The 25,667-nt window shown below is 41.0% G+C and carries 23 protein-coding genes and 1 pseudogene; 11 read left to right on the forward strand and 13 right to left on the reverse strand.

Annotated features, from left to right (window positions below; all coding sequences use genetic code 11):
• Positions 1-13: 13 nt before the first annotated feature.
• Positions 14-469: an ABZJ_00895 family protein gene (locus L6C30_RS05365; protein ID WP_070154271.1), complete on the reverse strand. Its 456-nt coding sequence runs from the start codon at positions 467-469 to the stop codon at positions 14-16.
• 481 nt (positions 470-950) lie between these two features.
• On the opposite strand from L6C30_RS05365, the gene L6C30_RS05370 reads away from it, so the two are divergent.
• Positions 951-2,201: an exonuclease SbcCD subunit D C-terminal domain-containing protein gene (locus L6C30_RS05370; protein WP_019838296.1), complete on the forward strand. Its 1,251-nt coding sequence runs from the start codon at positions 951-953 to the stop codon at positions 2,199-2,201.
• A gap of 9 nt (positions 2,202-2,210) precedes the next feature.
• The gene (locus L6C30_RS05375; RefSeq protein WP_236162493.1) at positions 2,211-5,822 is read left to right on the forward strand and encodes an SbcC/MukB-like Walker B domain-containing protein; all 3,612 of its coding nucleotides are present in this window, start codon (positions 2,211-2,213) and stop codon (positions 5,820-5,822) included.
• 774 nt (positions 5,823-6,596) lie between these two features.
• Here the strand turns inward: L6C30_RS05375 and L6C30_RS05380 are convergent.
• Positions 6,597-7,286 carry a YggS family pyridoxal phosphate-dependent enzyme gene (locus tag L6C30_RS05380; RefSeq protein WP_019838293.1) on the reverse strand — a complete coding sequence of 230 codons (690 nt, stop codon included), beginning with the start codon at positions 7,284-7,286 and terminating at the stop codon, positions 6,597-6,599.
• A 124-nt stretch (positions 7,287-7,410) separates the two neighbouring features.
• On the opposite strand from L6C30_RS05380, the gene L6C30_RS05385 reads away from it, so the two are divergent.
• Entirely contained in the window at positions 7,411-8,448 is a 1,038-nt protein-coding gene (locus L6C30_RS05385; protein ID WP_019838292.1) for a type IV pilus twitching motility protein PilT, read from the forward strand.
• Between the two features lie 21 nt (positions 8,449-8,469).
• Positions 8,470-9,588, forward strand: a complete 1,119-nt coding sequence (locus L6C30_RS05390) for a PilT/PilU family type 4a pilus ATPase (RefSeq protein WP_230245234.1) — start codon at positions 8,470-8,472, stop codon at positions 9,586-9,588.
• Positions 9,589-9,651: 63 nt separating this feature from the next.
• Here L6C30_RS05390 and fur read toward each other — a convergent pair whose 3' ends face one another.
• Positions 9,652-10,089 carry a ferric iron uptake transcriptional regulator gene (gene fur / locus L6C30_RS05395; protein WP_019838290.1) on the reverse strand — a complete coding sequence of 146 codons (438 nt, stop codon included), beginning with the start codon at positions 10,087-10,089 and terminating at the stop codon, positions 9,652-9,654.
• A gap of 117 nt (positions 10,090-10,206) precedes the next feature.
• Between fur and L6C30_RS05400 the strand changes: the two genes are divergently transcribed.
• Complete coding sequence (locus L6C30_RS05400) at positions 10,207-10,605, forward strand: outer membrane protein assembly factor BamE (protein WP_004975323.1); 399 nt, start codon at positions 10,207-10,209, stop codon at positions 10,603-10,605.
• 55 nt (positions 10,606-10,660) lie between these two features.
• Here L6C30_RS05400 and L6C30_RS05405 read toward each other — a convergent pair whose 3' ends face one another.
• The 10 genes and pseudogenes from L6C30_RS05405 to L6C30_RS05450 form a co-directional block, all read right to left on the reverse strand.
• Positions 10,661-10,981 carry an RnfH family protein gene (locus tag L6C30_RS05405; protein ID WP_070154276.1) on the reverse strand — a complete coding sequence of 107 codons (321 nt, stop codon included), beginning with the start codon at positions 10,979-10,981 and terminating at the stop codon, positions 10,661-10,663.
• Positions 10,978-12,063, reverse strand: coding sequence for a hypothetical protein (locus tag L6C30_RS05410; RefSeq protein ID WP_236162492.1), 1,086 nt, complete (start codon positions 12,061-12,063; stop codon positions 10,978-10,980). The genes L6C30_RS05405 and L6C30_RS05410 overlap by 4 nt, the downstream gene beginning before the upstream one ends.
• A 190-nt stretch (positions 12,064-12,253) precedes the next feature.
• Positions 12,254-12,709, reverse strand: coding sequence for a bacteriohemerythrin (locus L6C30_RS05415; protein ID WP_236162491.1), 456 nt, complete (start codon positions 12,707-12,709; stop codon positions 12,254-12,256).
• Between the two features lie 262 nt (positions 12,710-12,971).
• Positions 12,972-13,820 carry a class II glutamine amidotransferase gene (locus tag L6C30_RS05420; RefSeq protein WP_236162490.1) on the reverse strand — a complete coding sequence of 283 codons (849 nt, stop codon included), beginning with the start codon at positions 13,818-13,820 and terminating at the stop codon, positions 12,972-12,974.
• A gap of 90 nt (positions 13,821-13,910) precedes the next feature.
• Entirely contained in the window at positions 13,911-14,711 is an 801-nt protein-coding gene (locus tag L6C30_RS05425) for a GNAT family N-acetyltransferase (protein ID WP_236162533.1), read from the reverse strand.
• A gap of 213 nt (positions 14,712-14,924) precedes the next feature.
• The gene (gene argB, locus L6C30_RS05430; RefSeq protein ID WP_168418240.1) at positions 14,925-15,830 is read right to left on the reverse strand and encodes an acetylglutamate kinase; all 906 of its coding nucleotides are present in this window, start codon (positions 15,828-15,830) and stop codon (positions 14,925-14,927) included.
• A 10-nt stretch (positions 15,831-15,840) separates the two neighbouring features.
• Positions 15,841-17,283: pseudogene (locus L6C30_RS05435) on the reverse strand (phosphomannomutase/phosphoglucomutase).
• Positions 17,284-17,503: 220 nt separating this feature from the next.
• On the reverse strand, positions 17,504-17,956 hold the full coding sequence (gene dut / locus L6C30_RS05440; protein WP_019838282.1) for a dUTP diphosphatase: 453 nt from the start codon (positions 17,954-17,956) through the stop codon (positions 17,504-17,506).
• Positions 17,957-18,046: 90 nt separating this feature from the next.
• Positions 18,047-20,086: a UvrD-helicase domain-containing protein gene (locus tag L6C30_RS05445; RefSeq protein WP_019838281.1), complete on the reverse strand. Its 2,040-nt coding sequence runs from the start codon at positions 20,084-20,086 to the stop codon at positions 18,047-18,049.
• 178 nt (positions 20,087-20,264) lie between these two features.
• A complete protein-coding gene (locus L6C30_RS05450) occupies positions 20,265-20,918 on the reverse strand; it encodes an OmpA family protein (protein ID WP_019838280.1) in 654 nt (217 codons plus the stop codon).
• Between the two features lie 256 nt (positions 20,919-21,174).
• Between L6C30_RS05450 and L6C30_RS05455 the strand changes: the two genes are divergently transcribed.
• The 6 genes from L6C30_RS05455 to L6C30_RS05480 all read left to right on the forward strand — a co-directional run bounded on the left by L6C30_RS05455 (position 21,175) and on the right by L6C30_RS05480 (position 25,576).
• On the forward strand, positions 21,175-22,101 hold the full coding sequence (locus tag L6C30_RS05455) for an acyltransferase (RefSeq protein WP_230245237.1): 927 nt from the start codon (positions 21,175-21,177) through the stop codon (positions 22,099-22,101).
• A gap of 16 nt (positions 22,102-22,117) precedes the next feature.
• Complete coding sequence (locus L6C30_RS05460; protein ID WP_019838278.1) at positions 22,118-23,176, forward strand: hypothetical protein; 1,059 nt, start codon at positions 22,118-22,120, stop codon at positions 23,174-23,176.
• 139 nt (positions 23,177-23,315) lie between these two features.
• Positions 23,316-24,038 (forward strand): septum site-determining protein MinC, encoded by a 723-nt coding sequence (gene minC / locus L6C30_RS05465; protein ID WP_019838277.1) that lies wholly within the window; start codon positions 23,316-23,318, stop codon positions 24,036-24,038.
• 69 nt (positions 24,039-24,107) lie between these two features.
• Complete coding sequence (gene minD, locus L6C30_RS05470) at positions 24,108-24,920, forward strand: septum site-determining protein MinD (protein WP_004975294.1); 813 nt, start codon at positions 24,108-24,110, stop codon at positions 24,918-24,920.
• Between the two features lie 2 nt (positions 24,921-24,922).
• Positions 24,923-25,195, forward strand: coding sequence for a cell division topological specificity factor MinE (minE, locus tag L6C30_RS05475; protein WP_004975292.1), 273 nt, complete (start codon positions 24,923-24,925; stop codon positions 25,193-25,195).
• A 93-nt stretch (positions 25,196-25,288) separates the two neighbouring features.
• A complete protein-coding gene (locus L6C30_RS05480; RefSeq protein WP_004975291.1) occupies positions 25,289-25,576 on the forward strand; it encodes a PA4642 family protein in 288 nt (95 codons plus the stop codon).
• Positions 25,577-25,667: the final 91 nt, after the last annotated feature.

Genomic DNA, 25,667 nt, shown 5'->3' on the forward strand with positions numbered 1-25,667 from the left:
CAGTGACTAATAACTATTTTTGCAAGCCAAACATTTTCACTGCCATACGCTGTGCTTGTTTGCCATAAAACCAATAAGTCAGCAAATACAGTGGAATTGCAATCAATAAAAACATGATCACCACCACGCTTATAAATTGTGGCTGTTGTAAATATTGTAAAAAATCTTGCCAAATGCTTGGGTTTTGGCGAGAGAATATGACCAAACCTAATAATAAAAATGCCAAGTTATAGCCCCAGAAAATCAGGCTAAATCCCAAAGTAAATGTCTTGCGTTCCTTGTCATTCGGTGCGCGGCGTTGTTGTTTTAAAAACTTATACAGCACTAAAATCATGGCAACCAAATAAGGCACTGCAGTTAAAATCCCGCCTACACCCGCAGGTAACAATGCAGCCAATACGCCACAAATACAGGTCATCACAAAGCAATACAAGAAAAACCAGAGAAAATAACGGCTTAGCGATACCATGAAAATGACTCAGACAAAAGATTCAGCCTAGTATAAAAAAAATTGGTTTTTTTTTCATGAAATTGTCAACCGAATACAAAAGCCTGACGTTATATAGGCTACAAGGTCACAACAACCGTTAATGTGTATGGCATCCACAATATTTTCGGTGACCTACTAAAGCAATAAATCGCATACAGTCATGCTTTGAACAGCAGCCCAAGCTTTACTGTATCGCAAGTTTTTCTTTGACCGACGATTTCATCATCACTCGAATCGTCGGTCTTTATTTTTTAAGACCTTTTTATCTCGCTTATTTAGCATCAGACTTTGACTATTCCTATTTTTCTATACAGATCGCGACAGATTTTATTTTCTCTTCTCTTTAAAATTTCTGCGACCTAAATTGTCGCTTTAAAAGCAGAAAACTGGTTTTTTGCCGCAGTGTTGCGCTCAGTTATGTTAAGTTATCTCATAATTCAACATCAAGATTGGAACACGCATGGCTGTTCATTTTTTACATACGTCTGATTGGCATTTGGGACAATTTTTCCATCACCATGAACGTGAATATGAACATACTGAATTTTTGAATTGGCTCTTAACTCAAATTAAAAGCAAACAGCCAAATGCGCTGCTCATTGCAGGCGATATTTTTGATGTAGTAAATCCTGCTTCGAGCGCTCAAAAACAACTCTACCAATTCCTTACCGATGCGCATGCGCTTGCGCCACACATGCAAACCTTAATGATTGCTGGTAATCATGACTCTGGCTATCGCATTGAGCAAGTTGAACCCTTTTTAGATCGCTTCAACGCCAAAGCCGTGGGCGTGATTGGCAAAACAGCTGAGCAAAAATTAGATTTAGATAAACTCTTAGTGCCTATTTATGATGCTGCGCAAAATATTGTGGCCTGGTGTCTGACCCTGCCCTATTTACGCAGTGCAGAAATTACAGGTTTAAATGAACATAGCAGTGACAATCAATCTGCAGTTGCTTATTTGCATCAACAACTCATTGCAGAAGCCAAAGCCCGTAAACAGCCCGATCAAGCCTTAATTTTAATGTCACATGCGCACATGCAAGGCGGCGAAACTTCTGACTCAGAACGCCCCATTGTAGTGGGGAATGAAGAAGCCTTATCGACTGCAGTGTTTGATGAGGTGATTGACTATGTCGCACTTGGACACTTACACAAACCGCAACAGGTGGGAAAGCCGCATATCCGTTATAGCGGTTCACCCATCCCCTTATCATTTAGCGAGCTGAATTATAAACACCAAGTTCTTGAGGTCAGAATTGACCCGTTGCAGGCAGATGCACAGCGTTTCCAATATGAAAGCTTGCTTATTCCACGTACGGTAGAGCTGCTTCGGATTCGCTGCGAACTTTCTGAATTAATCACCGAACTTCATCAATTGCCAAAAGATGAAATTGCAGAAGTCTGCGCACGGCATTTTTTAGAAATTGAATATATCAGCGATGCGCCACCACCCATTGATTTACGTCAACAAATTGAACAAGCACTACCTGCCAACCGCTATCGTTTACTGCGTATTGCACGACGCTTTCAAAATAGTGAAAACTCGAACTTGCAACAATCAAAAATTGATTTAGAACCGCCAACGCCTGAAAAATTATTTTTAGATTTATGGGAAAAAATGGGCTATCAACCAGACCCAGAAGTGAGCCAAGATTTTTTACAGCTTTTGGCCGAAGCCCAACACGAACTTGATCAGAATAAAGCTTAGGGATTTGCCATGAAAATTTTACGTTTAAGCTTAAATAATTTGGCATCTTTAGCAGGCACCCATGTCATCAATTTTGAAGATGAGCCATTAGCACAGGCAGGTTTAATTGCAATTACGGGCAAAACGGGTGCAGGTAAATCGACATTGCTCGATGCCATGTGTTTGGCACTTTATGATGAAATTCCACGTTTAAGAGGTGCTACAGGCAGTCTGACCGATACCGCAGGCAAAGAAATTTCCTTAAAAGACTCTAAGCATATTTTACGTCGTGGTACGACTTCTGGCTTTGCAGAACTTGAATTTATCGCGCTCGATCAAAAACGCTATTCGGCACGTTGGCAAATTCGCCGTGCACATAATAAAGTGGATGGAAACTTAAAAGTTGAACGTGCCATTACCTGTCTAGATGAGCAACGGGTTTTAAATCAAAAAATTTCAGAAGCCACGCCGATTGTAGAACAACTGATTGGCCTTAGTTTTGAACAATTCACACGCGCAGTATTATTGGCACAATCGGAAGTCGGGGCATTTCTAAAAGCCAAAGACCATGAACGGGCAGATTTGCTTGAATATTTAACCAATTCGCAAATTTTTACCGAAGTCAGTAAACGTGCAGCCGTTAAATTTAGTCAAATTAAACAAAAAAGGACAGATCTTGAAAATGTCATGGGGCATGTGGTGCTCCTCAGCGAGGAAACACTGAAAGGTTTAGAAGCCCAAAAACATGAGCTGAGTCAGCAGTTAGCTTTGTTGACCCAAACCGAAAAACTGTATGAAAATGATGTCAAATGGCACAAAGATTGCCATGAACTCTATGCCAGCACCCAAGCTAAAAAAGAAATATACGATGTTCAAGTCGATGCTGATCTTAAGCTCGCTTCGCAAAAACAATTGCTCAAACATTTAGATGAATTTCAAACCATCCGAGAGCAATTTGTGTTACGTCAGCAAGCGGACAACGAGCTAAAAAACCTAAATGAGCAGCTTTTGAAATTTGAACCAAACTTGCAACAAGCAGAACTCGCACAACAGCAAGCGAAGAGTCAGCAACAGCAAGCGGAGAAAGAACTTGAGGCATGGCAGCAGCATGTTGAACAATTGAAACCACAACTTGAAATTGCGGCACAGTTACAACATGAAATTTCTAGCAAACTTCAACAATATACCGCTTTGGATGCTGCACAAAAATTATTTGCAGAGCAGCAAATTCAGCCTGTGCAAAATAATTTGAAGCAACTGACGACTCAACTTGCAACCGAGCAACAACAACAGCAACATTTACAACAGCAATTCAAACAGACTGCGGCATGGGCAAATTTTGATGATAATTTAGCCCTTACGTTGCAACGTCTGCAAGATTATTTGCAGCTTGAACAGCAGCTACGTCAGCAAAACCCTACGCTATTCCAATCTGCATTAGATACTTTAATTGAGCAACAACAACATACACAGCAACAACTGTTGGTTTGGGAAAAACAATATCAACATCCTGAACAACTTGAGCAGCAACTCACGGCAGAGCAACAGCAATTACAACATGCTTTAAAGAGTGTGCATGTTTTAGAGCGCTTGCAACAGGCACTTGAACAATGGCAACAACAGACCACCCTATTTGAGCAGTTACAACAGCGTCAGCAAGAAACTTTAAGTCTGCAACAGCAGACACAGACTCAAATTCAAACCCAACAGCAGCAAGTGCAAATTACTGAACAAGCCTTGCAACAATTACAGCAGATTTTTGAACAGCAGCGTTTATTGCAGCATCAAAGTGTGCAGGATTTACGTGCCCAATTAAAACCGAATGAAGCGTGTATGGTCTGCGGCAGCCATGAACATCCGTTTATTCAGCATGAAAATTTACTCAGTGATGCTTTAAACCAATTGCAGGATCAGCAATTGCAGCAGGCCAAAACTGAATTTGAGCATGCGCAAAAACAGCTACAACAATTGGAGCGTGCTCGCAGTCAATACGATGCAACTTATCATCAACAACAACAACGCAGTCTTGAACTGCAACAGCAACTTGAACAACAGCAGACATTAGTACAACAGCTTACAGCATCCTTATCATTAGATGTGGATGCGTCGCTGCCTGTTGCAAAGCAAATTGAAAGCGTGCAACAACATTGGGCAACCACATCTCAGTCCACTCAAATCTTGCAGCAGAGCATTCAACAGGCAAACGACACCCTAAAACTTTGGCGCAATGCTGCACAGCATGCAGAACAACTCAAATATGCCATTCAACAACGCCAAGACCTCGCTCAGCGTTCACAGCCTATTTTGTCGCTTTTGGATGCAGATCAAAGAAACGCTTGGCTCAATCAACCAATTGAGTACTATCAACATGCCTTGCAACATTTAGAGCAACGTCACCACTTACAGCAGCAGCAAATTCAACTGAGCAAAACGATTGAACAACTGACTCAACAACAGCAGCAAGTGCAAGAAAAGTTGCTATTTTTACAACAGCAACATGCAGAGAAAACCCTACAACTGCAGCAGATTAAAACTGCAGGAAGTGAGCTGCGTGATCAAATTAAGCAGCTTACAAGAACTCATGCGGGATGTGAATATCAGACCTATCAAGAATGGCAGCAGGCTTTAGATCAGCAACAACAGCAACTAAGTCTTGCACTTAGCACACAACGAACTGCACTCAACCAAGCAGAACAGGTGTTAAAAGACTTACAACTACAAAAACATGGTTTGGACAGTAAAATTCAACAGCGCATGCAGCAACACACTGAATGTCAGCATCACATTGCAACTTGGCAAGCGACACACACGCACTTTCAAGCCAGCATCATTGATAAATGTTTACAAATTTCTTATGCTGAACATCAGCAAATACGCAAGATGCTACAGCAACAGCAAAACACTCTAGAAAGTGCTAAAACAGCTTGGCAAACGTTAGAAGAGCAATATCAAAAGCACTTAAAACAACAGCCGCAATTAAGTTTTGACGAAGTCACTACTCAACTTTCTGCACTGCAAACAGACAAAGTCAAACAACAGCAAGACTATAATGACATTGAGGCGCAACTACGCCTGAATCGCACCAATCAGGGGATTTTTGCAGCCTACCAGACTCAAATTGAAAGTATCAAAGCTGAAGAATATCGTTGGGGACGTATTTACGATTTAATTGGGCATAAAGAAGGGACAAAATTTAAGAAAATTGCCCAAGAACATCACTTGGATATTTTGGTGGAATACGCCAATCAGCAATTACTACCACTCAGTTCGCGTTATCAATTGCATCGTATTCCTGACAGTTTGGGTTTGGCGATTATTGATTTAGACATGAACAGTGAAATTCGCCCTGTCCTGTCTTTATCTGGTGGGGAAACCTTTTTAGTTTCTTTGGCTTTGGCACTGGCAATTGCCAATATGGCATCTGGTTCAATGAAACTGGAATCACTATTTATTGATGAAGGCTTTGGCACACTCGACCCGACTTCCTTGCATATGGTGATGAATGCCTTAGACCATCTGCAAAGTCAGGGACGTAAAGTAGTGTTGATTTCGCATATTCAGGAAATGCACGAACGAATTCCTGTGCAAATTCAAGTCAAACCTGTGGGTGCAGGAGCAAGTGAAGTCAATGTGATGGGTTAAAAGCCAATACTGCCTAAAATCTGAAGATTATTTGTCGATTGAAGAATTATTGAGATGACCGTGAGATTTCAGATTTTAGGCTTCCCTGAAGTTATATTGGGTTGATTTTAAAATCACCCACACTTTAAGTACTTAATTTTATGGATATAAAAACGATTATTCTCTTTGCTGTATTGCCCTGTTTAAGTATTATTTTTCTCACATGGTTAATACGTTTCCCTAAACCTTGGGTTTTTAAAGCGGTTTTAATTTTTGAAATCATCCTCACCGTCTGCACTTTAGTCATTGAGTTGGATGCAAGAAAAACACCAGGAAATAGCGGTTGGATCATCATTTTCACAGGCTTCTTTCAGTTCTGTTTTTTGTTATTTTTACTAATAGCACGTATTCGAATCTGGATAGAGAATAAATCTTGAATGTCTATTTCACCTATTTACTGGACGGAAGTGGCGCTTTCTAAAAATCGTGAAGGTTATTAAAAATAATCTAAACAAGCCAAAACTTTGACAGCTTTACGACACAAAACTAAAAAAGCCTCGACATCCTATCGAGGCTTTCTAGATTCAGTTTTTGGTATAACTCCTGTCGTACCAAGCACTTCCGTGTTGTTCTATTTCTTATTCTTCTTATTTAGGAAACTCCCTGTTTCCCGATAAGTTCATATTAAGAAAATCCACCCTTCAGCACTAGCCGCAAAATTCCGCATTTCATGTCAGCCAAAACGTACAAGATAATGTTTGCAAAATCTTGGCAGATTCTTTGTTCATCTAGCAATTAAGCCTTGGAATAGTCACGTGCACCAAACAATGCTGTACCAATCCGTACCATAGTTGAACCTGCTGCAATTGCTGCATTTAAATCGCCCGACATCCCCATACTCAAAGTATCCCAATCTTCAGGTTGTGCATGTTGTGCTTTCACTGCATCAAACAATTGTTTGGCATCCTGAAAAGCTTGCGGGTGATTGGGCGCAGGAATCACCATCAAACCGCGTAGTTTTAAATGCGGTAATTGGCTGATCTGTCGGACTAATTCTGCAACTTCGCTCGGCTGACAACCATCCTTCGTGTCTTGCGCATCAATATTTACTTGTAAACAAATATTCAGGGGCACTTGTTGAGCATCGCGCTGATTCGATAAACGCTCGGCAATAATCAAACGATCTACCCCATTCACCCATGCAAATTTTTCCGCCAAATGTTTGGTTTTATTGCGCTGCACATGCCCAATAAAGTGCCATTCAATTTCTAAATCACTCAGGGCCTGCATTTTATCCAAAGCTTCTTGCAAATAATTTTCGCCAAAAGCGCGCTGCCCTGTCGCATACATTTCACGCAAGGCTTCACTCGGATGAGTCTTAGACACTGCCAACAATTGCACCGTATTTGGCTCGCGCTGTGCCAACTGGCATGCCTGTTGAATTTGTTGCAAAACCTGAGTGCGCATAAGCTGCAGATTATTCATTGATGCATTTCTCATTTCATTCATCTTTTTTTACCTTGTCCAGCAACTAACAGTTGGTTAAGCTGATGGAAAGCCGTATTATTCTATCAAAATAATTAAGATTTAATTGATCTCGGGGACTTTCATGGATATTACAGAATTATTGGCGTTCTCCGCTAAAAACGGCGCTTCGGATTTACACTTATCTGCGGGCATGCCACCACTGATTCGTGTGGATGGTGAAGTTCGTCGAATTAACTTACCAGCATTAGAACATAAAGAAGTACACAAATTAGTGTACGACATTATGAATGATAAACAACGTCGTGATTATGAAGAAAATCTAGAAACGGACTTTTCTTTTGAAGTCCCAGGCGTGGCTCGTTTCCGTGTGAACGCATTTAACCAAAACCGTGGTGCAGGTGCAGTATTCCGTACCATTCCTTCTAAAGTTTTGACCCTTGAAGATTTAGGCATGGGACAAATCTTTAAAGATATTTGTGAATATCCACGTGGTTTGGTATTGGTGACAGGCCCAACGGGTTCAGGTAAATCAACCACACTTGCCGCGATGATTGACTTTATTAATGACAATCGCTACGACCATATTCTGACCGTCGAAGACCCAATCGAATTTGTACACCAATCTAAAAAATGTTTGGTTAACCAACGTGAAGTACACCGTGATACGCATGGCTTTAACGAAGCATTACGTTCAGCACTGCGTGAAGACCCTGACATTATTCTAGTGGGTGAGATGCGTGATTTAGAAACCATTCGTTTAGCACTGACTGCTGCCGAAACGGGTCACTTGGTATTTGGGACGCTACACACCACCTCTGCAGCAAAAACCATTGACCGTGTAATTGACGTATTCCCTGCCGAAGAAAAAGACATGGTACGCGCCATGTTATCTGAATCTTTACAAGCCGTCATTTCACAATCCCTGCTCAAGAAAAATGGCGGTGGCCGTGTAGCAGCGCATGAAATCATGATTGGTATTCCTGCGGTGCGAAACTTGATTCGTGAAAATAAAGTAGCTCAAATGTACTCGGCAATTCAGACAGGTGCCAACTACGGTATGACTACCCTCGACCAGAGTTTGAAGAACTTGGTATCGCGCGGTGTGATTAGCCCACAAACGGCTCGAACGGTTGCAAAACAACCTGAATCATTCTTATAAGTTTAAAATTCGAGATACGCGATGGACTTTAATGATTTATTGAATTTAATGATTCAGCAACAAGCATCAGACTTGTTTATTACAGCCGATGTTGAACCTTCCATGAAAATTCATGGACAAATTGTACCTGTGGCAAAAAGTAAGCTCTCAGGTGAAATTGTCGGTCAGCTGCTTAACTCAATTATGAGTGAAAAACAGCGCAAGGAATTTGCCGAAACCCGTGAGTGTAACTTTGCGATCACCAACCGCGAAAAAACAGCACGTTTTCGTGTCAGCGCATTCCAGCAACGTGATGAGCCGGGCATGGTACTGCGTCGGATTGAAACCAAAATTCCGGCCATGGATGACTTGAAACTGCCACCTATTCTCAAAGATTTGGCGATGACCAAACGTGGCATCATCATTTTTGTAGGCGCAACGGGTACAGGTAAATCGACTTCTTTGGCATCTATTATTGGTTACCGCAACCAAAACTCTAAAGGTCATATCATCACCATTGAAGACCCGATTGAATTTGTGCATGAACATGCGGGCTGTATTATTACCCAACGTGAAGTCGGGATTGATACCGATTCCTTTGAAATCGCATTAAAAAACACCTTACGACAAGCGCCTGATGTGATTCTAATTGGTGAGATTCGTTCCCGCGAAACCATGGATTATGCCATTGCCTTTGCAGAAACGGGGCATTTGGTATTTGCCACCCTGCACGCCAACAATGCTAACCAAGCCATTGACCGTATTATTCACTTCTTTGAGGCAGACCGTCATAACCAGTTGTTCATGGATTTATCACTAAACCTGAAAGCAATTGTGGCGCAGCAGTTAATCCCAACTATTGATGGCAACTCACGACGAGCTGCGATTGAAATTTTAATTAACTCACCATTAGTTGCAGATTTAATCCGTAAAGGTGATGTGCATGAAATTAAAGACCTAATGAAGCGTTCACGTGAATTAGGTATGCAAACCTTTGACCAAGCTTTATACGACCTCTATAAAGCCAAGCAAATTAGTTATAAAGATGCGCTCAAACACGCCGACTCGCCAAACGATTTGCGTCTACAAATCAAACTTGCCGAAGAAGGCGGCGAGCGATTGTTACATGCAACCTCGAATATTACTTTCGATGGGCAATAACAACGCTTAAACACAAAAAAATAGGCTTGCATACGCAAGCCTATTTTTTATACGTTTAGTAAATTATTTTTTGCGTAATGCTTCACGACATTCTGGCGCATCACAATAACCATATAAATTCAGCGAGTGACCTGTAAGCTCAAAACCAAATTTTTCTGCCACATCATGCTGTTCTTTTTCAATGGTATCATTAATAAATTCAACCACTTTGCTACAGTTTAAGCAAACGAGATGATCGTGGTGATCTTCCTGCATAATTTCAAACACAGAATGATTGTTCTCAAAATTATGACGCTCAATAATGCCCGCTGCTTCAAACTGTGTTAACACACGATACACAGTTGCTAAACCCACATCTTCACCCTGATCGAGTAAAGTTTTGTAGATTTCTTCTGCACTTAAATGATGTTGTTTTGAATTTTCTAATAATTCTAAGATTTTAATTCGTGGAAGGGTCACTTTAAGTCCAGCTTTGCGTAATTCTTGGTTTGAAATAGGCATGAAAAAGGTCTCTCAACAAAATTAAAGTTGGAATATGCAACAAAGTTAAGATGCAGTATGATCTAACACTGAATCAAGATCAAATGCATCATAATTAATTTGGGATAGTGTAGCAAAATGCAAAAAATCATGTTGACGTTATTGGTCACTTCACTGCTCGCAGGCTGTTCGACCTTGGGCGTTTATAAAGTCGATATTCCACAGGGTACACCTTTAACCCAAGCTCAAGCGTCTAAAGTCCAAGTCGGTATGAGTCATCAGCAAGTTCGCTTTTTGCTGGGCAGTCCAACCATTGCCGATCCGATGAATCCGCTACGGTGGGACTACATTTACAACTATATCCCAGGAACTTATGCTAAAAAAGCCAAGATCCCTGCCGCGCATGGTCAGCATTTGAAAATCTTTTTCAATCAAAATGGTATAGTAGAAAAAGTTGAAGGCTTGGAAACGATTCCAGAATCTCAACCTGGTCTACCAGGATCGAAAGAAGCGATTCTCAACGCGCCTCCACTATAGCCGCTTTAGAATAAAAAGAAACCCCTCACTGAAATTCATCTGAGGGGTCTTGAAATCATTTCAATTGTCTCAAGCGATTGCTTTTGGCATAACGTCCCACAGGGTTCTTTGCGGCACGGTTACGACGAATATCTTTCGGATTAATGGTTAAAGCACGATAAATCTCAACCCGATCACCTGCTTGAAGTACATGCTGCGGCTCAACTCGTACACCAAAAATACCCACCATCAACGGTTCAGATAAAGTCGTTGCTGTTGCAATTCCACTTTGCTGAATTGCATCCAAAACGGTCATGCCCTGCTGAAATGCAACAGTCATATGCCATTGTTGTTCGGGTGTGGCATAGGCCACCCAAACCTGTGCCATTTGACTCATCCGAACCACTGTCCAATTAATGCCACTATTGCAACTACGATAGATACAGGCAACACCACACGTACCGCAATACGCCAAATGTTATAAAACGCCTCACTACTAAAGTTCATGGCTTTACGCAGATGACTGATTTTCATAATCCAGCCTGCAAAAATAGCGTAAATCAAACAAATGACTAAGCCCCAAAGCAACAAGGCAAAATTAAATACTGGACTCATGGCAGGAATTGCCCAAACCAAAGTTGCTGCAATCAATACAATCCACTGAATCGCAACCGCCATTTGACGTTGTGCTAATTGTTCACGTGCCAATTGCAATAAAACCGCTGCTGCTGCAACAGTTGCCACCACCAGAGCAAGTGCTGGAATTTGTGCCTGTACGGCAAAGAATGCAAAAGCAAAGACGGCCAATAGCTGAGCAATCCAAATTGGCAATACCGTTGCGGTTGCTGCAGATTGTTGCTGTGCTTGCTGCAAGCTAGTTTGCCAGTACAAGCCCATACCTAAACCACTGGCCACCAAAGCCAAAACAGTTGCACTCCCCCATTCGCTAAACTCAATTGAAGTGACTTGCCATGCAGGAAGTTCTGAACCCATCACCACCGATAAAACCAAAGCCGCCACAACAGCAACAGTGGTACATAGCAATAAAATTTGACGCGGCACTAATGACAATGCCAGTGCTAAAACAGCCACAATCACAAACAAGACATGACTAGCCAAGTCCGCAGCGGCATATTGATTTAAAATTTGCGCAGCATTAGACAACAAACCGCCTGCTAAAAATGGAATGAACACCACTGCAAGCCAGCCCACCAAACGCCATTTTTGAGAGGCATCGGCATCACGAGTTAAACTTGAAAGTGCTTGTAATGCTGTCGTTTTTGAGCGTTTGGCTAAGGCAATTTCCAAATAAGTGATCGGTAATGCCAAAATCAGCATGGTTGCTAACCACAATAACCAAAAGTCGAGCTGACGCTCAACCTGAATACCTGTCATCGGTGCGAGTGTAGCAATAATAATGAATGATAAACCAAATGCCATCAGCGGCGATAACCATCGTGACATAGCATTGTCCTGCATGACGCTGTCCTAATAAAAATCTATGGCTATTTTGCCTTTGTCATCAAGGAAAAGCAAAACCTCAAAAAGAAAAAAGCAAACTGTCTGAGAGGTTGCTAACACTCCATCTATTTATGATAGTGTCAGCAACTCCTCTAGTTTGCTGCGCGAATTTATAATTTTTATTCTTTCATTTTTTATGGCTTCAGACTTATGAGAAGAAACGTGCGAACCAGCCTTTACCTTTCTTCTTCTCATTTTCTTTAATAATGCCCATCATATTCTCTTTCACAGCCCCTACATAATCGGCGTCATCGTGTTGAATATGATTAATTAACCATTTTGATAGGACTTCATGCAATTCGCTTTCAATGGATTGCCCCATTTCGAAACGATCACGATAAGACTCAATTTTTTTAATAAATAAATCATGCACCCGTTTATGTGGCACGCGGTATTTATAACCAGCTTCTTCTTGTAAAGATTCTTCAAAGGTAAAATGCGACTGAGTGTAATCAATAATATTATCTAAAATCTGCTTTATACGTGCTCGATCACTGCCATCGCTAATTTCAACAATTTCATTAATGTAATCGAGGATACGTCTATGCTGATCGTCAATCACATCGATACCAGTGTTGTATTCTGGAACCCATTTCATCTTCATACGACCACCTTACAGAAATAAATGAATAATCACACTGTAAATGGTAGACGTATTCACCTTAAATAAAAATGAAGTGAATTGGTAGGGATTGACTAAAAACACAAAAAATCAACTCAACGTATTGATTTAAATTAATTTAAACCCAAATAGTCTACCAAAAGACTAAGTTATTATTTAACCAAATTATACATTTTCATTCTTGTTTTATTTGAAATATACGACAATAAAACGGATATTTTTTAATCATGTATACCCGTATAAATTAATATTGATCAGCTTTGGTCATCCGCCTTAGTTCAGGATTTAAACGCTCACGTTCCAATCGCGTAATATGTGTCATTTGACTTTTAATTGGGCGTCCATGTTGAAATAAAATCATTTCACCTGGTTGAAATGCAGTCCATGTTTCATTTTGAGTCAAAGGTTCGGTGGTAATCACCGCCACACAATCCTCTGCTGTGGTGACTTGGCTAAAATCGACCTCAACATCTAAATCAATTAATTGTGCAGGTTGAAATGGATAAGCGCGAACCAACCAATGTAATTTGGTCACTGCATAACTAAATAATGCCTGACCATTAGACAAACAAAAATTAAAGGTGCCATGTTCTGCTATTGTAGGAGAAATTTCGACTAATAGATCAAAAATTTGTGTCAGGCTAGGTTCATCATAACCAAAACGATTTACCAATTGATCTAACAAATAACAAAATGCTCGTTCACTGTCGGTATTGCCCACAGGGGTAAAACGACCTGATAAACGTGGATGAAAGTCTTGTAAATCGCCATTATGGGCAAAAATCCACTGGCGTCCCCACAACTCACGACTAAACGGATGCGAATTTTCTAAATTAATTTTGCCTTGTGTCGCTTTACGAATATGGGCAATCACATTGCGTGATTTGATGGGATAGTTGCGGATCAATTCTGCAATTGGTGACTGGACTGCAGACTGATTATCGACAAATAAACGACAAGCTTTATCTTCAAAAAAAGCAATTCCAAAGCCATCTGAATGATCTGATGTAATTCCAGCGCGCTGCGAAAATCCCCGAAATGAAAAGGTAATATCGGTAGGTGTCGCACAATTCATTCCAAGCAACTGACACATAAGGCTTTATCTATACACAATAATTAGTTAATTTTATTATTGTGCATCAGCCATCATGATATTTCAAATCAGAAAATTTGAACTGCAGGCTTATGACGCTTTGACTTTCTTTTGTCGAATAAAATGCTTTGCCATCTGCTTCACATCTAACAATACAAAATAGTCCAAACAATTAAATTCGCGGTCATAAAATGCCTGAGTTGAGAGTTTGGCATTCATTTTTAAATACACGTCAAATAATTTAGGGATACGTTCATCTTGACTAAAGCTATGACTTGGACAACTCGGTGCAAATGCATCTTGAGATTGAATATCACAGCGTTGATTTTCAGACAATTGCTGAATCGCTTGATGGGTGTAATAGGCACGTGCTTCATTACCTTCCAAGCGAATACTGACACAGCCAATTAAATGTTTGGCACGCATTTCCCATAAAACTTTTGGAATCAAATTCAGCCATAAAATAGACAAGGTTTTTCCCGAACGGTAGCGTGGATGCACACAAGTTCGCCCCATTTCAACAATATTTGAGAAATGTCCCAATTCATCTATAATTTTAAATTCATGTGCACTATAACTATTGGCTAGCTCATGCCCTTGCCAAAGTTTTAAACGGGTATACGCCACAATTTCACCCGTTGCTTTATCTCTAAGCACAGCATGTTCACAGCTAAAATCATATAAGTCTTGGTCTAACCCTGACGCAAACTCAATGCCAAATTGTTTAGAAAATTGCTGAGCACGAAAGCGTTGTACCTCTTGTAATTGTTTTAAATTTTCGACCCATTCAAACGCATATTGTGTGGCTTTGCTATTTTTTTTCTGTGCTTTGCCAACTTTGCTTAATGGAAAACTTAATTGTTGACGGTATTGATTTAATTTTTGCAGCATCATAGATACCTCGTGTTTTCTCTTACACTAGGACAGCTGCATGACACTATGATGACTGATTTTTAGCAGAATTCTGTTTTACTCAAATCAGCCTGATTCGGCATTTAAAATCAACAAATGACTATTGTACGGCATAAAAAAAGAGCCTCCTTTGAAGCTCTTTTCAATCTTTTGCAGACTTAGCACAATGTGCAAACCCACTCAAATGAACTATTACTTACGTGCCTGCACTCGGTTGGTAATTAAAGTACCAACTCCATGATCGGTAAATATTTCCAGTAAGGTTGCATGCGGCACACGACCATCTACAATATGTGCGCTGATTACACCGCCTTTGACTGCATCCAATGCACAGCCAACTTTAGGAATCATACCGCCATAGATCACACCAGTATCAATCAAACGATCCACTTCCTGCGTAGTCAAACCGGTCAATAAGTTTTTATTTTCATCTAGCACACCAGTAATATTGGTGAGTAGAATCAGTTTTTCTGCACCTAATGCTTCTGCAACTTTACCAGCCACCAAGTCGGCATTGATGTTATAGGTATTGCCTGTATCATCGACACCTAAAGGTGCTATGACAGGAATAAAGTCGCTGCTGGTAAACATTTCTAAAACGTCAGTTTTTACCCCAACCACTTCACCGACTAAACCAAGGTCAATCTGCTCGACTTCGCCTGTTTCGGTGGTTTTTTGCATCAATAATTTTTGTGCACGAATCAAATTACCATCTTTACCTGTCAAACCAATGGCGCGACCACCATGTTGGTTAATCAGATTCACAATGGACTTGTTCACACTACCACCGAGCACCATTTCCACCACTTCCATGGTAGCAGGATCGGTCACACGCATGCCATCAATACGGTCAGACTCGCGTCCCAATTGTTTGAGCATAGAATCTACTTGTGGGCCGCCACCATGCACGACAATCGGGTTTAATCCGACTGTTTTAAGCAGCACGATGTCACGTGCGAAAGAACTTTCCAGCTCAGGATCGGTCATGGCATTGCCACCATATTTCACAACAAGGGTCTTGCCCGCAAAACGTTGAATATACGGCAAAGCTTCGGTCAAAATTTGCGCTTTGTCGATACCAGTCTGTTGATGTGGCATTCGCCTCTCCTTATTGAGCATCTAAAATGTCTTGGGCGATTTCAGGATATCGCTCACTTAACATGGAAACAAATGTATCGCGAATATCATTCAGTCGTGATGGATTATCGGCATCAAAACGCACCGTAAAATATTCGCCTGTATTAGATGCTCGAATAATGCCAAATCCATCTTCAAAATCAAGTCTTACACCATCTATTTTACTTAATTCTGCCCCACTGCGATGGCTATAACTTTCAACATCATTTAAAACCATACTCGGTTCAATATTACGTGTGCTGATATAAGTGTCTTCGGTGCAGCAACGCTCAGGGTATTTCTGCATCAGTGCTGAAAGGCCACTGTATGAACTATGGCTTAAATATTCCAGCACGCGCAGCGCTGCGTAAATACCATCGTCATAACCAAAACCACGTCCATCATTAAATACATAATGTCCTGCATATTCGCCACCGAATACAGCTTTGCCTTGCGACTGCGCCAAATAACGACGTAAGAAGGTGCTACCTGTACGAATCATCACTGGTTCGCCACCCAAATCACGTACGGTATTGCGTACCATGGTGGAACATTTTACATCAAATACCACTTGATGCTGAGGATGGGTTTTTAAGCACATTTCTGCAAATAAGGACAACAAGCGATCTGCAGAAAGTACATTTGCACGTTCATCCAACAAGACGACACGATCACCATCGCCATCTAAAGCAATGCCAATGTCTGCCTGATGTTCACGCACCGCATTTTTTAAATGCTGTAAGTGTTTTTCTTGAGATGGATCGGGTGCATGCTCTGGAAAATGACCATTGGCTTCGCAGCGTAAAGCAATTACCTCGCAACCCATCTTTTGCAATACCAGAGCAGCACAATGCCCAGCCGAGCCATACATCCCATCCAACACAACTTTATAAGTGCGTGCCAGATGAAGGTCTTGCAATATCGCATTTTGATATTGCTGACACGCATCTTCAATAAATTCATGAGAGATATTGTCAGCTTGTTGTAATTCAAGGAATGTTGCTACATCGGTATTTAAATAATATGGTGCTGCATCGTGTGCCACTTGTTGAATCATTTCAGGGCTTGGCGGTTCGCCCTGTACTATCCATTTAATGCCGTTGTCTGATTTTGGATTATGACTGGCCGTAAGCATAATGCCATTGCCTGCCGTAAGTCGTGCCATAAAATACAACATGGGGCTGGAACAACAACCCACCATCTTTACTTGAAATTGATGGGCAAGAAAGACCTGGCGTACAATTTCAGCATAAGCAGGACTATTTAAACGCGCATCATAACCAATACTAATTTAAGTTTGCTTTTCTTGTTGATATTGTTGCACCAATCCTTGTGCAATCGCGTTTATCAATTTCACAGTCAGCACAGTTTCTTTGCCACGTATGTCGTAAGCGCGAAAAATATGCTGTGGAAAAAGTGTTTGTGGATTGTTCATAGGCTTACAACTACAAAGATGAGCCAACATAAAGTGAATAAATCTTGGCTCGAGATATTTTGAAAATTCTAATTAGATTTTTTAATAGATGTGCAATGGTCTCATCAGAGCTAGTGATTTACTTGTCATTATTAGTACATCTTTCGTTACTTTTCAAGAATTGTTGGTAAAGTTTCAGGTAAAACCTTACCAAACGATTTAGGCTAAAACCTCAGTAAACTCAGTTTTTACCCGTATGCCCAAAACCACCTGCACCGCGTTCAGTGGCCACAAATTCATCCACCTGTTCAAACTCAGCCTGCACCACAGGTACCAAAACGTATTGCGCTAAACGCTCACCAGGTTCTAGACTAAATGCAGTTTGGCTACGGTTCCAAACCGAAACCATCAACTCACCCTGATAATCTGAATCAATCAAACCCACCAAGTTACCTAACACGATGCCATGTTTGTGACCCAAGCCTGAACGCGGCAAAATCATGCCTGCAAAACCTGTATCTTGAATATAAATCGCTAAACCTGTTTTGACCAATACAGTTTGACCTGGCTCAATCACGGTGCTGCTGTCTACACAAGCACGTAAGTCCAAACCTGCCGAACCTGCGGTTGCATAAGTTGGCATTGGCCATTCTGTGCCTAAACGTGAATCTAAGACTTTAACTTGAACTTTCATGAAGTTTATCCTGCTTTTAAATTTTCAATGTGCTTTCGATTTTCGATGTGCCATTTGATGCTGTACTTGCATCAACACCCCCTGTGTTTTTCAGCGCTTAATCAGGGCACGTAAATTTTCCAAATAATGCTGTGCCTGTAATTTCGGATCGACATCACCGGCTAACTTTTTCTTACGTCCGAGCCATTCCAATTCATCTTGTGGTAATTCATCCAAAAAACGACTTGGGGTCATTTGTTTCATTTGCCCGCCCGCTTTGCGCTGTTCTGCCAAAGTAATGGTTAAGCCCTGACGTGCACGAGTAATCCCCACGTACATCAAACGGCGTTCTTCCTCGACAGTATCTGCCACAATCGAGTTTTTATGCGGTAAAAGCTCTTCTTCCAAACCAATCAAATACACGTACGGAAATTCCAAGCCTTTGGACGCATGCAGGGTGAGTAAATTGACTTTATCAGTGTCTTCTTCTTCCTGTTGCTGTTCGAGCATATCGAGCAGCACCATTTTACGAATCACGCTTTCAATATTCTTTTCATCGACATCTTCAGCACGGTTAATCAAACTTTGGATGCTGCTATATAGAACTTCGATATTATCCAGCTTGGTTTTTTCCTGCGCAGGGGTAGCTGCTTGCTCTTTAATGTAGTCGATATAACCTGCTTCGAGCATCATTTGACGGATGATTGGCACAGGCTCATCATCTTCCAATAAATTACGAGTAAAATTACCAATAAAATCTGCAAACTCTGCCAACTGCGTCGTGGCTTTTTTCGGAATTGCCATCGTCAGGCGTTGATCACCTGCAGCAGCCAATAATGACAAATGGTTTTCCTGTGCAAACAGCCCTAGTTTTTCCAAAGTCACAGGGCCAATCGCACGTTTAGGCGTGTTAATAATGCGTAAGAATGCGCTGTCATCTTCAGGGTTAATAATCAAACGCAAATAACTCATGATGTCTTTGATTTCAGCACGCGCGAAGAATGACTGACCACCCGAAAGCTTGTACGGAATTTGCATTTGGCGTAATTGGGTTTCCAAAATGCGCGCCTGAAAGTTACCACGATACAAAATCGCATAATCTTTCCAGCTTTTACCGTTCATTAACTTATGGGTGAGTAAGTCTTTCACCACGCGTTCTGATTCATCATCATCGTTTCGGCAAGTGATCACCCGAATCACTTCACCATGACCTTTATCTGACCAGAGTTTTTTATCAAAAATATGTGGATTATTACCAATAACAGTGTTGGCTGCTTTTAAAATACGACTAGTCGAGCGATAGTTTTGCTCAAGTTTAATCACTTTTAAATTTGGAAAATCGTCTTTCAGTAAGGCCATATTTTCAGGCTTCGCACCGCGCCACGCGTAAATCGATTGGTCGTCATCACCTACCGCAGTAAACTGCCCCATCACACCTACAAGTAATTTCACCAAGATATATTGTGCGGTATTGGTATCCTGATACTCATCGACCAATAAATAACGAACACGGTTTTGCCACTTGTCACGCACTTCGGCATTTTCTTGCAAAAGCCGTGTCGGCATTACAATTAAATCATCAAAATCTACCGCGTTATAGGCACGTAAATTACGTTCATAAAGTTGATATAAATGTGCAAATTGGATGTCTTCTGGCGTTTCGCAGGTGGTATGCGCCTGCTCTGGTGCAATCAGATCATTTTTCCAGTCTGAAATCATCTTCATGGCTTTGGCAATCAATTCTTTGCTTTCTGCACCCGACAAATTATCGCGGTGCATTAAGTCCATCAGAATACGTTTGCAGTCATCGGCATCTAAAATAGAGAAGTTGGCTTTTAACGGCGTGTGTTTTAATTCAAAACGTAATAAGTTCAGACCAAAGGTGTGGAAAGTCGAAACCGATAATCCTTTAGCTTCTTCTCGTGACAACAATTTGGTCACACGCTCTTTCATTTCTCGTGCTGCTTTATTGGTAAAAGTCATCGCTGTAATACGATGCGCAGGAATCCCGCAATGCTTAACCAAATAGGCAATTTTTCGGGTAATCACCGAAGTTTTACCTGAACCCGCCCCTGCAAGCACTAACAAGGGTCCTTGAGTGTATTTCATCGCTTCAAGTTGCTTGTCGTTTAACTGACTTGCCAGTGACATAGTATTTCCTCTATTTCGGTTCGAGCTTGATTATAGTCATCTCAGCCTAAGATGACTAATCTAAAATGCTGCTTTCAACGTCATTGTCTATTTGCTGAGTATGCAATTAGACAACACTAAATTTTTGACATGAAAAAACCGCCCGAAGGCGGTTCTTTACAGTTTATACAATGCCAGATTATTGGATCGCATAAATGCTGATTTCTACACGACGGTTTTGCTCACGACCTTCTGCAGTAGCATTCGATGCGATTGGGTTTGCAGCACCGTGACCTTGTGCATTAATACGTGAAGTTGATACACCACGGCTAGCCAAGTAGTTTGCAACCGATTGTGCACGTGCTTGTGACAATGGAATGTTGATTGCGTCGTTACCAGTGCTGTCAGTATAACCTGTTACCAAAATACCGCTCTTGTTATCTTGGGTTAGCGTTTGCGCTACTTTGTCCAATGTAGAATAGAAGTTTGGTTTGATGTTTGATTTGTTCGTATCAAACGTGATGTTACCCGGCATGATCAAGCCAACAGAACCATCGGCATTACGGTTTACTTCTACGCCTGTACCAGCCATTTGTTGACGAAGTTGTTTTTCTTTATTGTCAAGATAAACACCCGCAGCAGTACCCACTACAGCACCAATCGCTGCAGCACGGTTGTTTTGTGCACTTGTGTTTGCGTTACTTTTAGAGACCCCATAACCTGCAGCAGCACCAATTACTGTACCTAACGCTGTTTTGTCATATTCCATACCACCAAGGTTGTTACCAGTCGATTGACAACCTGTTAATACCATTGCCCCTACAACTGCTGTCGATATTACTAATGCACGCATGGCATGCCTCCTTACTTGTGTTTTGTTGTACAGGCTGAATATTGAATGAAAAAATACACTTAGACCATTGATTTTTTGTTAATAAAAAAACTTTTACTTACAAATATACATGATCATGTACAAATCTGGGTATAACTTCATCACAATTTCTACACACTTTCACTTCTACACTTTTTTATTTTAAAAACAACATTTATAGTGGAGTAATCTACAAATACGTGACGCATTGGACGATTTATCTTCAGGATTGATTTATATGTCATCGCAAGCAAAAAAACAGCCTTTATTAAAAAAAATCACAAAAGGACTCACTGTGGGTACAGTCATTACTGGCAGTACATTTTTTCACGGCCCTCCTGTGTTGGCTTTAGGCTTAACCAAACTCTTCAAGCAGTCAAGTAAGGTCGATGAAGCCAATATTCAAATTACCAACAGTTGGCTCAGTGTAAATAACTGGCTGATTGATCATGTGTTACCCAATACCCAATGGGATATCAGCATTGATGAAAATTTGCAGCTGAGCATGCAAGGTCGTTATCTGATGACCTGTAACCATCAAAGTTGGGTCGATACCACAGTAAATCAATATTTTGGTTTAACCCGCATGCCTTTGACCCGCTTTTTTACCAAGTGGGAGCTGATCTTTATTCCCTTTGTGGGGCAGGCCTTTAAAATTTTAGGCTTCCCAATGATGAAGCGTCACAGCAAAGCACAAATTGAAAAAAAACCAGCACTGAAAGATCGTGATATGCAAGAGGCACGTAAAGCCTGCCAACAATTATTAAGTCAGCCCTTTACCTTGCTAAATTATTTAGAAGGCACTCGCTTTACTAAAGAAAAACATGATCAACAACAATCGCCTTATCAACATTTATTAAAGCCAAAAGCTGGCGGTTTAGCGTTGGCATTAAATATTTTGGGCGATCAAATTGATGCCTTGGTGGATATGACCATTGTTTACCCAGATGGCGTGCCAGGCTATAGCGAGTTCTGGCTCGGAGAAGTTCCTCGCATTGCGGTAAATTTACGAAAAATCAACATTCCAGACTGGGTCTTGGGTGGTAATTACGAAGATGATGCTGAATACCGTGAGCGTTTCCAGCAATGGGTGCATGAATTATGGTTGGAAAAAGATCAGCTGATTGAATCCATGCAACAAAAATTTGCTGCCCCAACGGTCTAACCCAATCAGGTGAACCATGAAAAAGTCTGAAGAGCCTGTAATCAAATCCTCATTCCATACCCTACGTAAAGATTCATGGGGTTGGAAAATTGCCTTAATTTATGACTTGTTTTTGATGGGTTTAATCATCTTTAACTTGTTCTGTTTAAGTGCCAATGCCATTTTAATGAGTGATTTTGGTGAATGGCTGTTCGACTTTATTCGCCTGCCTGAAATCTTACAGTTTTATCGGGGCGAGTTACGTCCTTGGGTGATTATCACTGAAGGCTGGTTTACCACTTTTTTAATTGTAGAGTTGGGCGTGCGTTGGGGTATTGCAATCATTTTCAAACATCATCAACGTTGGTGGTTTTTCCCGTTTATTCACTGGTATGAAATTCTTGCGATCATTCCGCAATTGCGTTTTTTACGTTTATTACGTGCCATCGCGATTGGTTACAACCTGCATAGTCACGGTTATAAAGTCATCCCAAATAGTTGGTATAAACGTGGCAACTTCTATTACAGCTTATTGATGGAAGAACTGAGTAGCCGAGTGGTACTGACTGTGCTGAATGGCGTACAGCGTGAACTGACCACCAGCACCACACACAAACAGTTTATTGATGATTTGGTCGAGCGGCATCGTCAGTTACTGGCCATTGCACTGGCGGATATTCTGCAAGAATCCTTGGGTAAAGAGTTGCAAGCCCAACGCCACCAAATTGCAAAAAATGTAGGGCTGGTAGTCAATCAAGCCATTGAAGATACGCCTGAGCTGACTCAGCTTCTGCGTCTGATTCCATTGGTTGGTGGTCGTATTGAACAGCAAATTCAAAGTATTGGTCAGCGACTAGGCGAAAACATCACCCAAGGCTTGATTGAACCTTTTGCACAACCGAACGCACAGTCCAGCAACCCGACGTATCAAATGATTGCCGAAAAAATTAGTCAGATAGAAGTTGAACATAATCAGCATATTGATAAATTAGTAGAGTCAGCAGTATTTGAAAGTTTGGAAGCCATTCGCAAACAAGTAAAAGTCAAACAATGGCAACAAATTTTAGATGAAGGACAACAACAGAATATTTCATGAGTGCGTTTTAACATTTTTACGATTGGGATAAATATTTTTAGTCATGCAACTAGAGAATTCACCCAATTTGTTCTAGGATTTGCTCTATTTATAATATGACTTCGACAACCAGCAGAGTCAGAAGTGTTAAGGAATTATTATGGCTGACATACGGATAAAAGGCAGATTGGTCAATGCGATTCGCATTAGCTTAGACACCAATGATCATGATGCGATCCGCCAGCAACTAAGCCCAATGTTGCAAAAATCATTTCCACCAGGTGTTTTGGTGGTTATTGAAAGTTCAGTCGAACAGGAACTGATTGCACTGATTCAATTACTCATTAGTTTAGAGGCACAGCCAATTGCGGTGACCGAAGGACTATTGGGCGATCAGGCACGTGCCATTCAATTTCCTGTGATTCCACAAGACCGCCCACTTCAGGAAGTGAAAGCGACCAAAGAACAAGTGGTGGAAGTTAAACCTGAGCCTGCCGCAGAACAACAGGCTGAAAATCAAGTCGCTGAAACGGCACCTGCAGTGGCACATATTACGTCGTATCACGATGAAATTTTGCGTACAGGCCAATGTCTGGTACAGCATCAGGGCGACATCATTTTAACCGCAGGCATTAACAGCGGTTCAGAAGTGATTGCTTCAGGAAATATACATATTTATGGTAGTGTACGTGGTAGAGTCATTGCCGGCGCGGGCGGGAATATTGCAGCACGAATTTTCTGCCATTCCCTAGAAGCAGAATTGGTATCTATTGCAGGCACATATTGCGTTGCGGACGACATTCCACAGCATGTGACCAAAAAACCTGTGCATATTTACTTAAATGATAACCAAGAGCTTGTATTTGAAGCTCTACAATTTTAATGTATAAATAATCACCAAAAATCCCCGAGAAAATATAGGGGAATTTAAACCATAACAGGAGTGGATTCGGTGGCGAAAATTGTTGTCGTAACATCAGGCAAAGGTGGCGTAGGTAAAACCACTACAAGTGCATCTTTTGCAACAGGTTTAGCCCTACGTGGTCACAAAACTGTTGTTATCGATTTTGACGTGGGTTTACGTAACCTTGACTTAATTATGGGTTGTGAACGTCGCGTTGTTTATGATTTTGTGAATGTTTTAAATAATGAAGCGCGTTTACAACAAGCATTAATTCGCGATAAAGATATTGAAAACCTTTATATTCTTCCAGCCTCACAAACCCGTGATAAAGATGCCCTGACCGATGAAGGCGTGGCACGTATTATGGATGAGCTTGCACAAGAGTTTGATTACATTATTTGTGACTCACCTGCTGGGATTGAGCGCGGCGCTATTTTAGCGATGTATCATGCCGATGAAGCGATTATTGTGACTAACCCTGAAATTTCTTCAGTACGTGACTCTGACCGTATTATTGGTATGCTCGACAGCAAAACTAAAAAAGTAGAACAAAACGAAGGCCGTATCCGTAAGCACCTGTGTATTACACGTTACAACCCAGAACGTGCCGATAAACAAGAAATGCTGACGATTGATGACATTTCTAAAGATATTTTACGTGTACCTACTTTAGGCGTAATTCCTGAATGTAAGAGCGTACTTCAAGCATCAAACGAAGGTAAACCTGTCATTCTGTATAGCGATGCTGCTGCAGGTCAGGCTTATGATGACTTGGTTGCACGATTCTTAGGTGAAGAACGTCCGTTTCGCCATATTGAAGCGAAACCTAAGGGCTGGTTAGCACGATTATTTGGAGCGTAGACATGGCAGGATTTTGGAGCAAATTATTTAGCGGTGAAGATAAGCCATCTAGCGCACAAACAGCAAAAGATCGCTTAAAAGTGATTGTTGCTTCTGAACAAGGTCTTGGTAAACGCTTAAGCCAAGAAAAAATTGATCAGATGAAGAAAGAAATCATGCAAGTGGTGAACCGCTACGTGCGTGGGGTAGATGAACAACACATTCAAATGTCAGTACGTTCAGAAGCCAATATTGAAATGCTAGAAATGAATATCAATTTGCCTGAAGAGCGATAATCTGAATACTGATTAGTCAAGCAAATTGAATCAGGGCAAAATAACACAAGTTATTTTGCCCTATTTTTTCAAAAGAATATAAAGGAGATTGCTATGGCATTATCTCAACCTGCAACCTTTAACGAAGCATGGTCGGATGAACGTGTGTTTGCTTACTTAAATCAGTTACCACCTGCAGGTGTGAATGCAGATTTTCACGTACTCTATCACGCATTTAAACACATGCGTCCAAGCGACTATGAACGTCTATTGACACAATTTGTTGCCGATGGTCGTGATGTGAATGCCACCAATCCTGAAGGTCAACGTATTCACGATGTGATTGCTGAATTTCCACGTCAAAAAGATGGTTTTTTAGCAGTTTTAGCCAAGTTTGCTTAAACTGTTTAAATACAATCTCTGGCTAAACTCAGCCAAAGCGCTTGAATTAAAAAAATCCCACAATATTGAATTGCGGGATTTTTTTATTACA

The sequence above is a fragment of the Acinetobacter sp. KAM396 genome (assembly GCF_021602765.1).
In the GTDB taxonomy this organism is placed as follows: Bacteria; Pseudomonadota; Gammaproteobacteria; order Pseudomonadales; family Moraxellaceae; genus Acinetobacter; species Acinetobacter towneri_A.

Bases quoted from the DNA above. Each gene is read 5' to 3' on its own strand.
- L6C30_RS05365 (WP_070154271.1), bottom strand. From the start codon at position 469: ATGGTATCGCTAAGCCGTTATTTTCTCTGGTTTTTCTTGTATTGCTTT.
- L6C30_RS05370 (WP_019838296.1), top strand. From the start codon at position 951: ATGGCTGTTCATTTTTTACATACGTCTGATTGGCATTTGGGACAATTT.
- L6C30_RS05375 (WP_236162493.1), top strand. From the start codon at position 2,211: ATGAAAATTTTACGTTTAAGCTTAAATAATTTGGCATCTTTAGCAGGC.
- L6C30_RS05380 (WP_019838293.1), bottom strand. From the start codon at position 7,286: ATGAATAATCTGCAGCTTATGCGCACTCAGGTTTTGCAACAAATTCAA.
- L6C30_RS05385 (WP_019838292.1), top strand. From the start codon at position 7,411: ATGGATATTACAGAATTATTGGCGTTCTCCGCTAAAAACGGCGCTTCG.
- L6C30_RS05390 (WP_230245234.1), top strand. From the start codon at position 8,470: ATGGACTTTAATGATTTATTGAATTTAATGATTCAGCAACAAGCATCA.
- fur (WP_019838290.1), bottom strand. From the start codon at position 10,089: ATGCCTATTTCAAACCAAGAATTACGCAAAGCTGGACTTAAAGTGACC.
- L6C30_RS05400 (WP_004975323.1), top strand. From the start codon at position 10,207: ATGCAAAAAATCATGTTGACGTTATTGGTCACTTCACTGCTCGCAGGC.
- L6C30_RS05405 (WP_070154276.1), bottom strand. From the start codon at position 10,981: ATGAGTCAAATGGCACAGGTTTGGGTGGCCTATGCCACACCCGAACAA.
- L6C30_RS05410 (WP_236162492.1), bottom strand. From the start codon at position 12,063: ATGCAGGACAATGCTATGTCACGATGGTTATCGCCGCTGATGGCATTT.
- L6C30_RS05415 (WP_236162491.1), bottom strand. From the start codon at position 12,709: ATGAAGATGAAATGGGTTCCAGAATACAACACTGGTATCGATGTGATT.
- L6C30_RS05420 (WP_236162490.1), bottom strand. From the start codon at position 13,820: ATGTGTCAGTTGCTTGGAATGAATTGTGCGACACCTACCGATATTACC.
- L6C30_RS05425 (WP_236162533.1), bottom strand. From the start codon at position 14,711: ATGCTGCAAAAATTAAATCAATACCGTCAACAATTAAGTTTTCCATTA.
- argB (WP_168418240.1), bottom strand. From the start codon at position 15,830: ATGCCACATCAACAGACTGGTATCGACAAAGCGCAAATTTTGACCGAA.
- dut (WP_019838282.1), bottom strand. From the start codon at position 17,956: ATGAAAGTTCAAGTTAAAGTCTTAGATTCACGTTTAGGCACAGAATGG.
- L6C30_RS05445 (WP_019838281.1), bottom strand. From the start codon at position 20,086: ATGTCACTGGCAAGTCAGTTAAACGACAAGCAACTTGAAGCGATGAAA.
- L6C30_RS05450 (WP_019838280.1), bottom strand. From the start codon at position 20,918: ATGCGTGCATTAGTAATATCGACAGCAGTTGTAGGGGCAATGGTATTA.
- L6C30_RS05455 (WP_230245237.1), top strand. From the start codon at position 21,175: ATGTCATCGCAAGCAAAAAAACAGCCTTTATTAAAAAAAATCACAAAA.
- L6C30_RS05460 (WP_019838278.1), top strand. From the start codon at position 22,118: ATGAAAAAGTCTGAAGAGCCTGTAATCAAATCCTCATTCCATACCCTA.
- minC (WP_019838277.1), top strand. From the start codon at position 23,316: ATGGCTGACATACGGATAAAAGGCAGATTGGTCAATGCGATTCGCATT.
- minE (WP_004975292.1), top strand. From the start codon at position 24,923: ATGGCAGGATTTTGGAGCAAATTATTTAGCGGTGAAGATAAGCCATCT.
- L6C30_RS05480 (WP_004975291.1), top strand. From the start codon at position 25,289: ATGGCATTATCTCAACCTGCAACCTTTAACGAAGCATGGTCGGATGAA.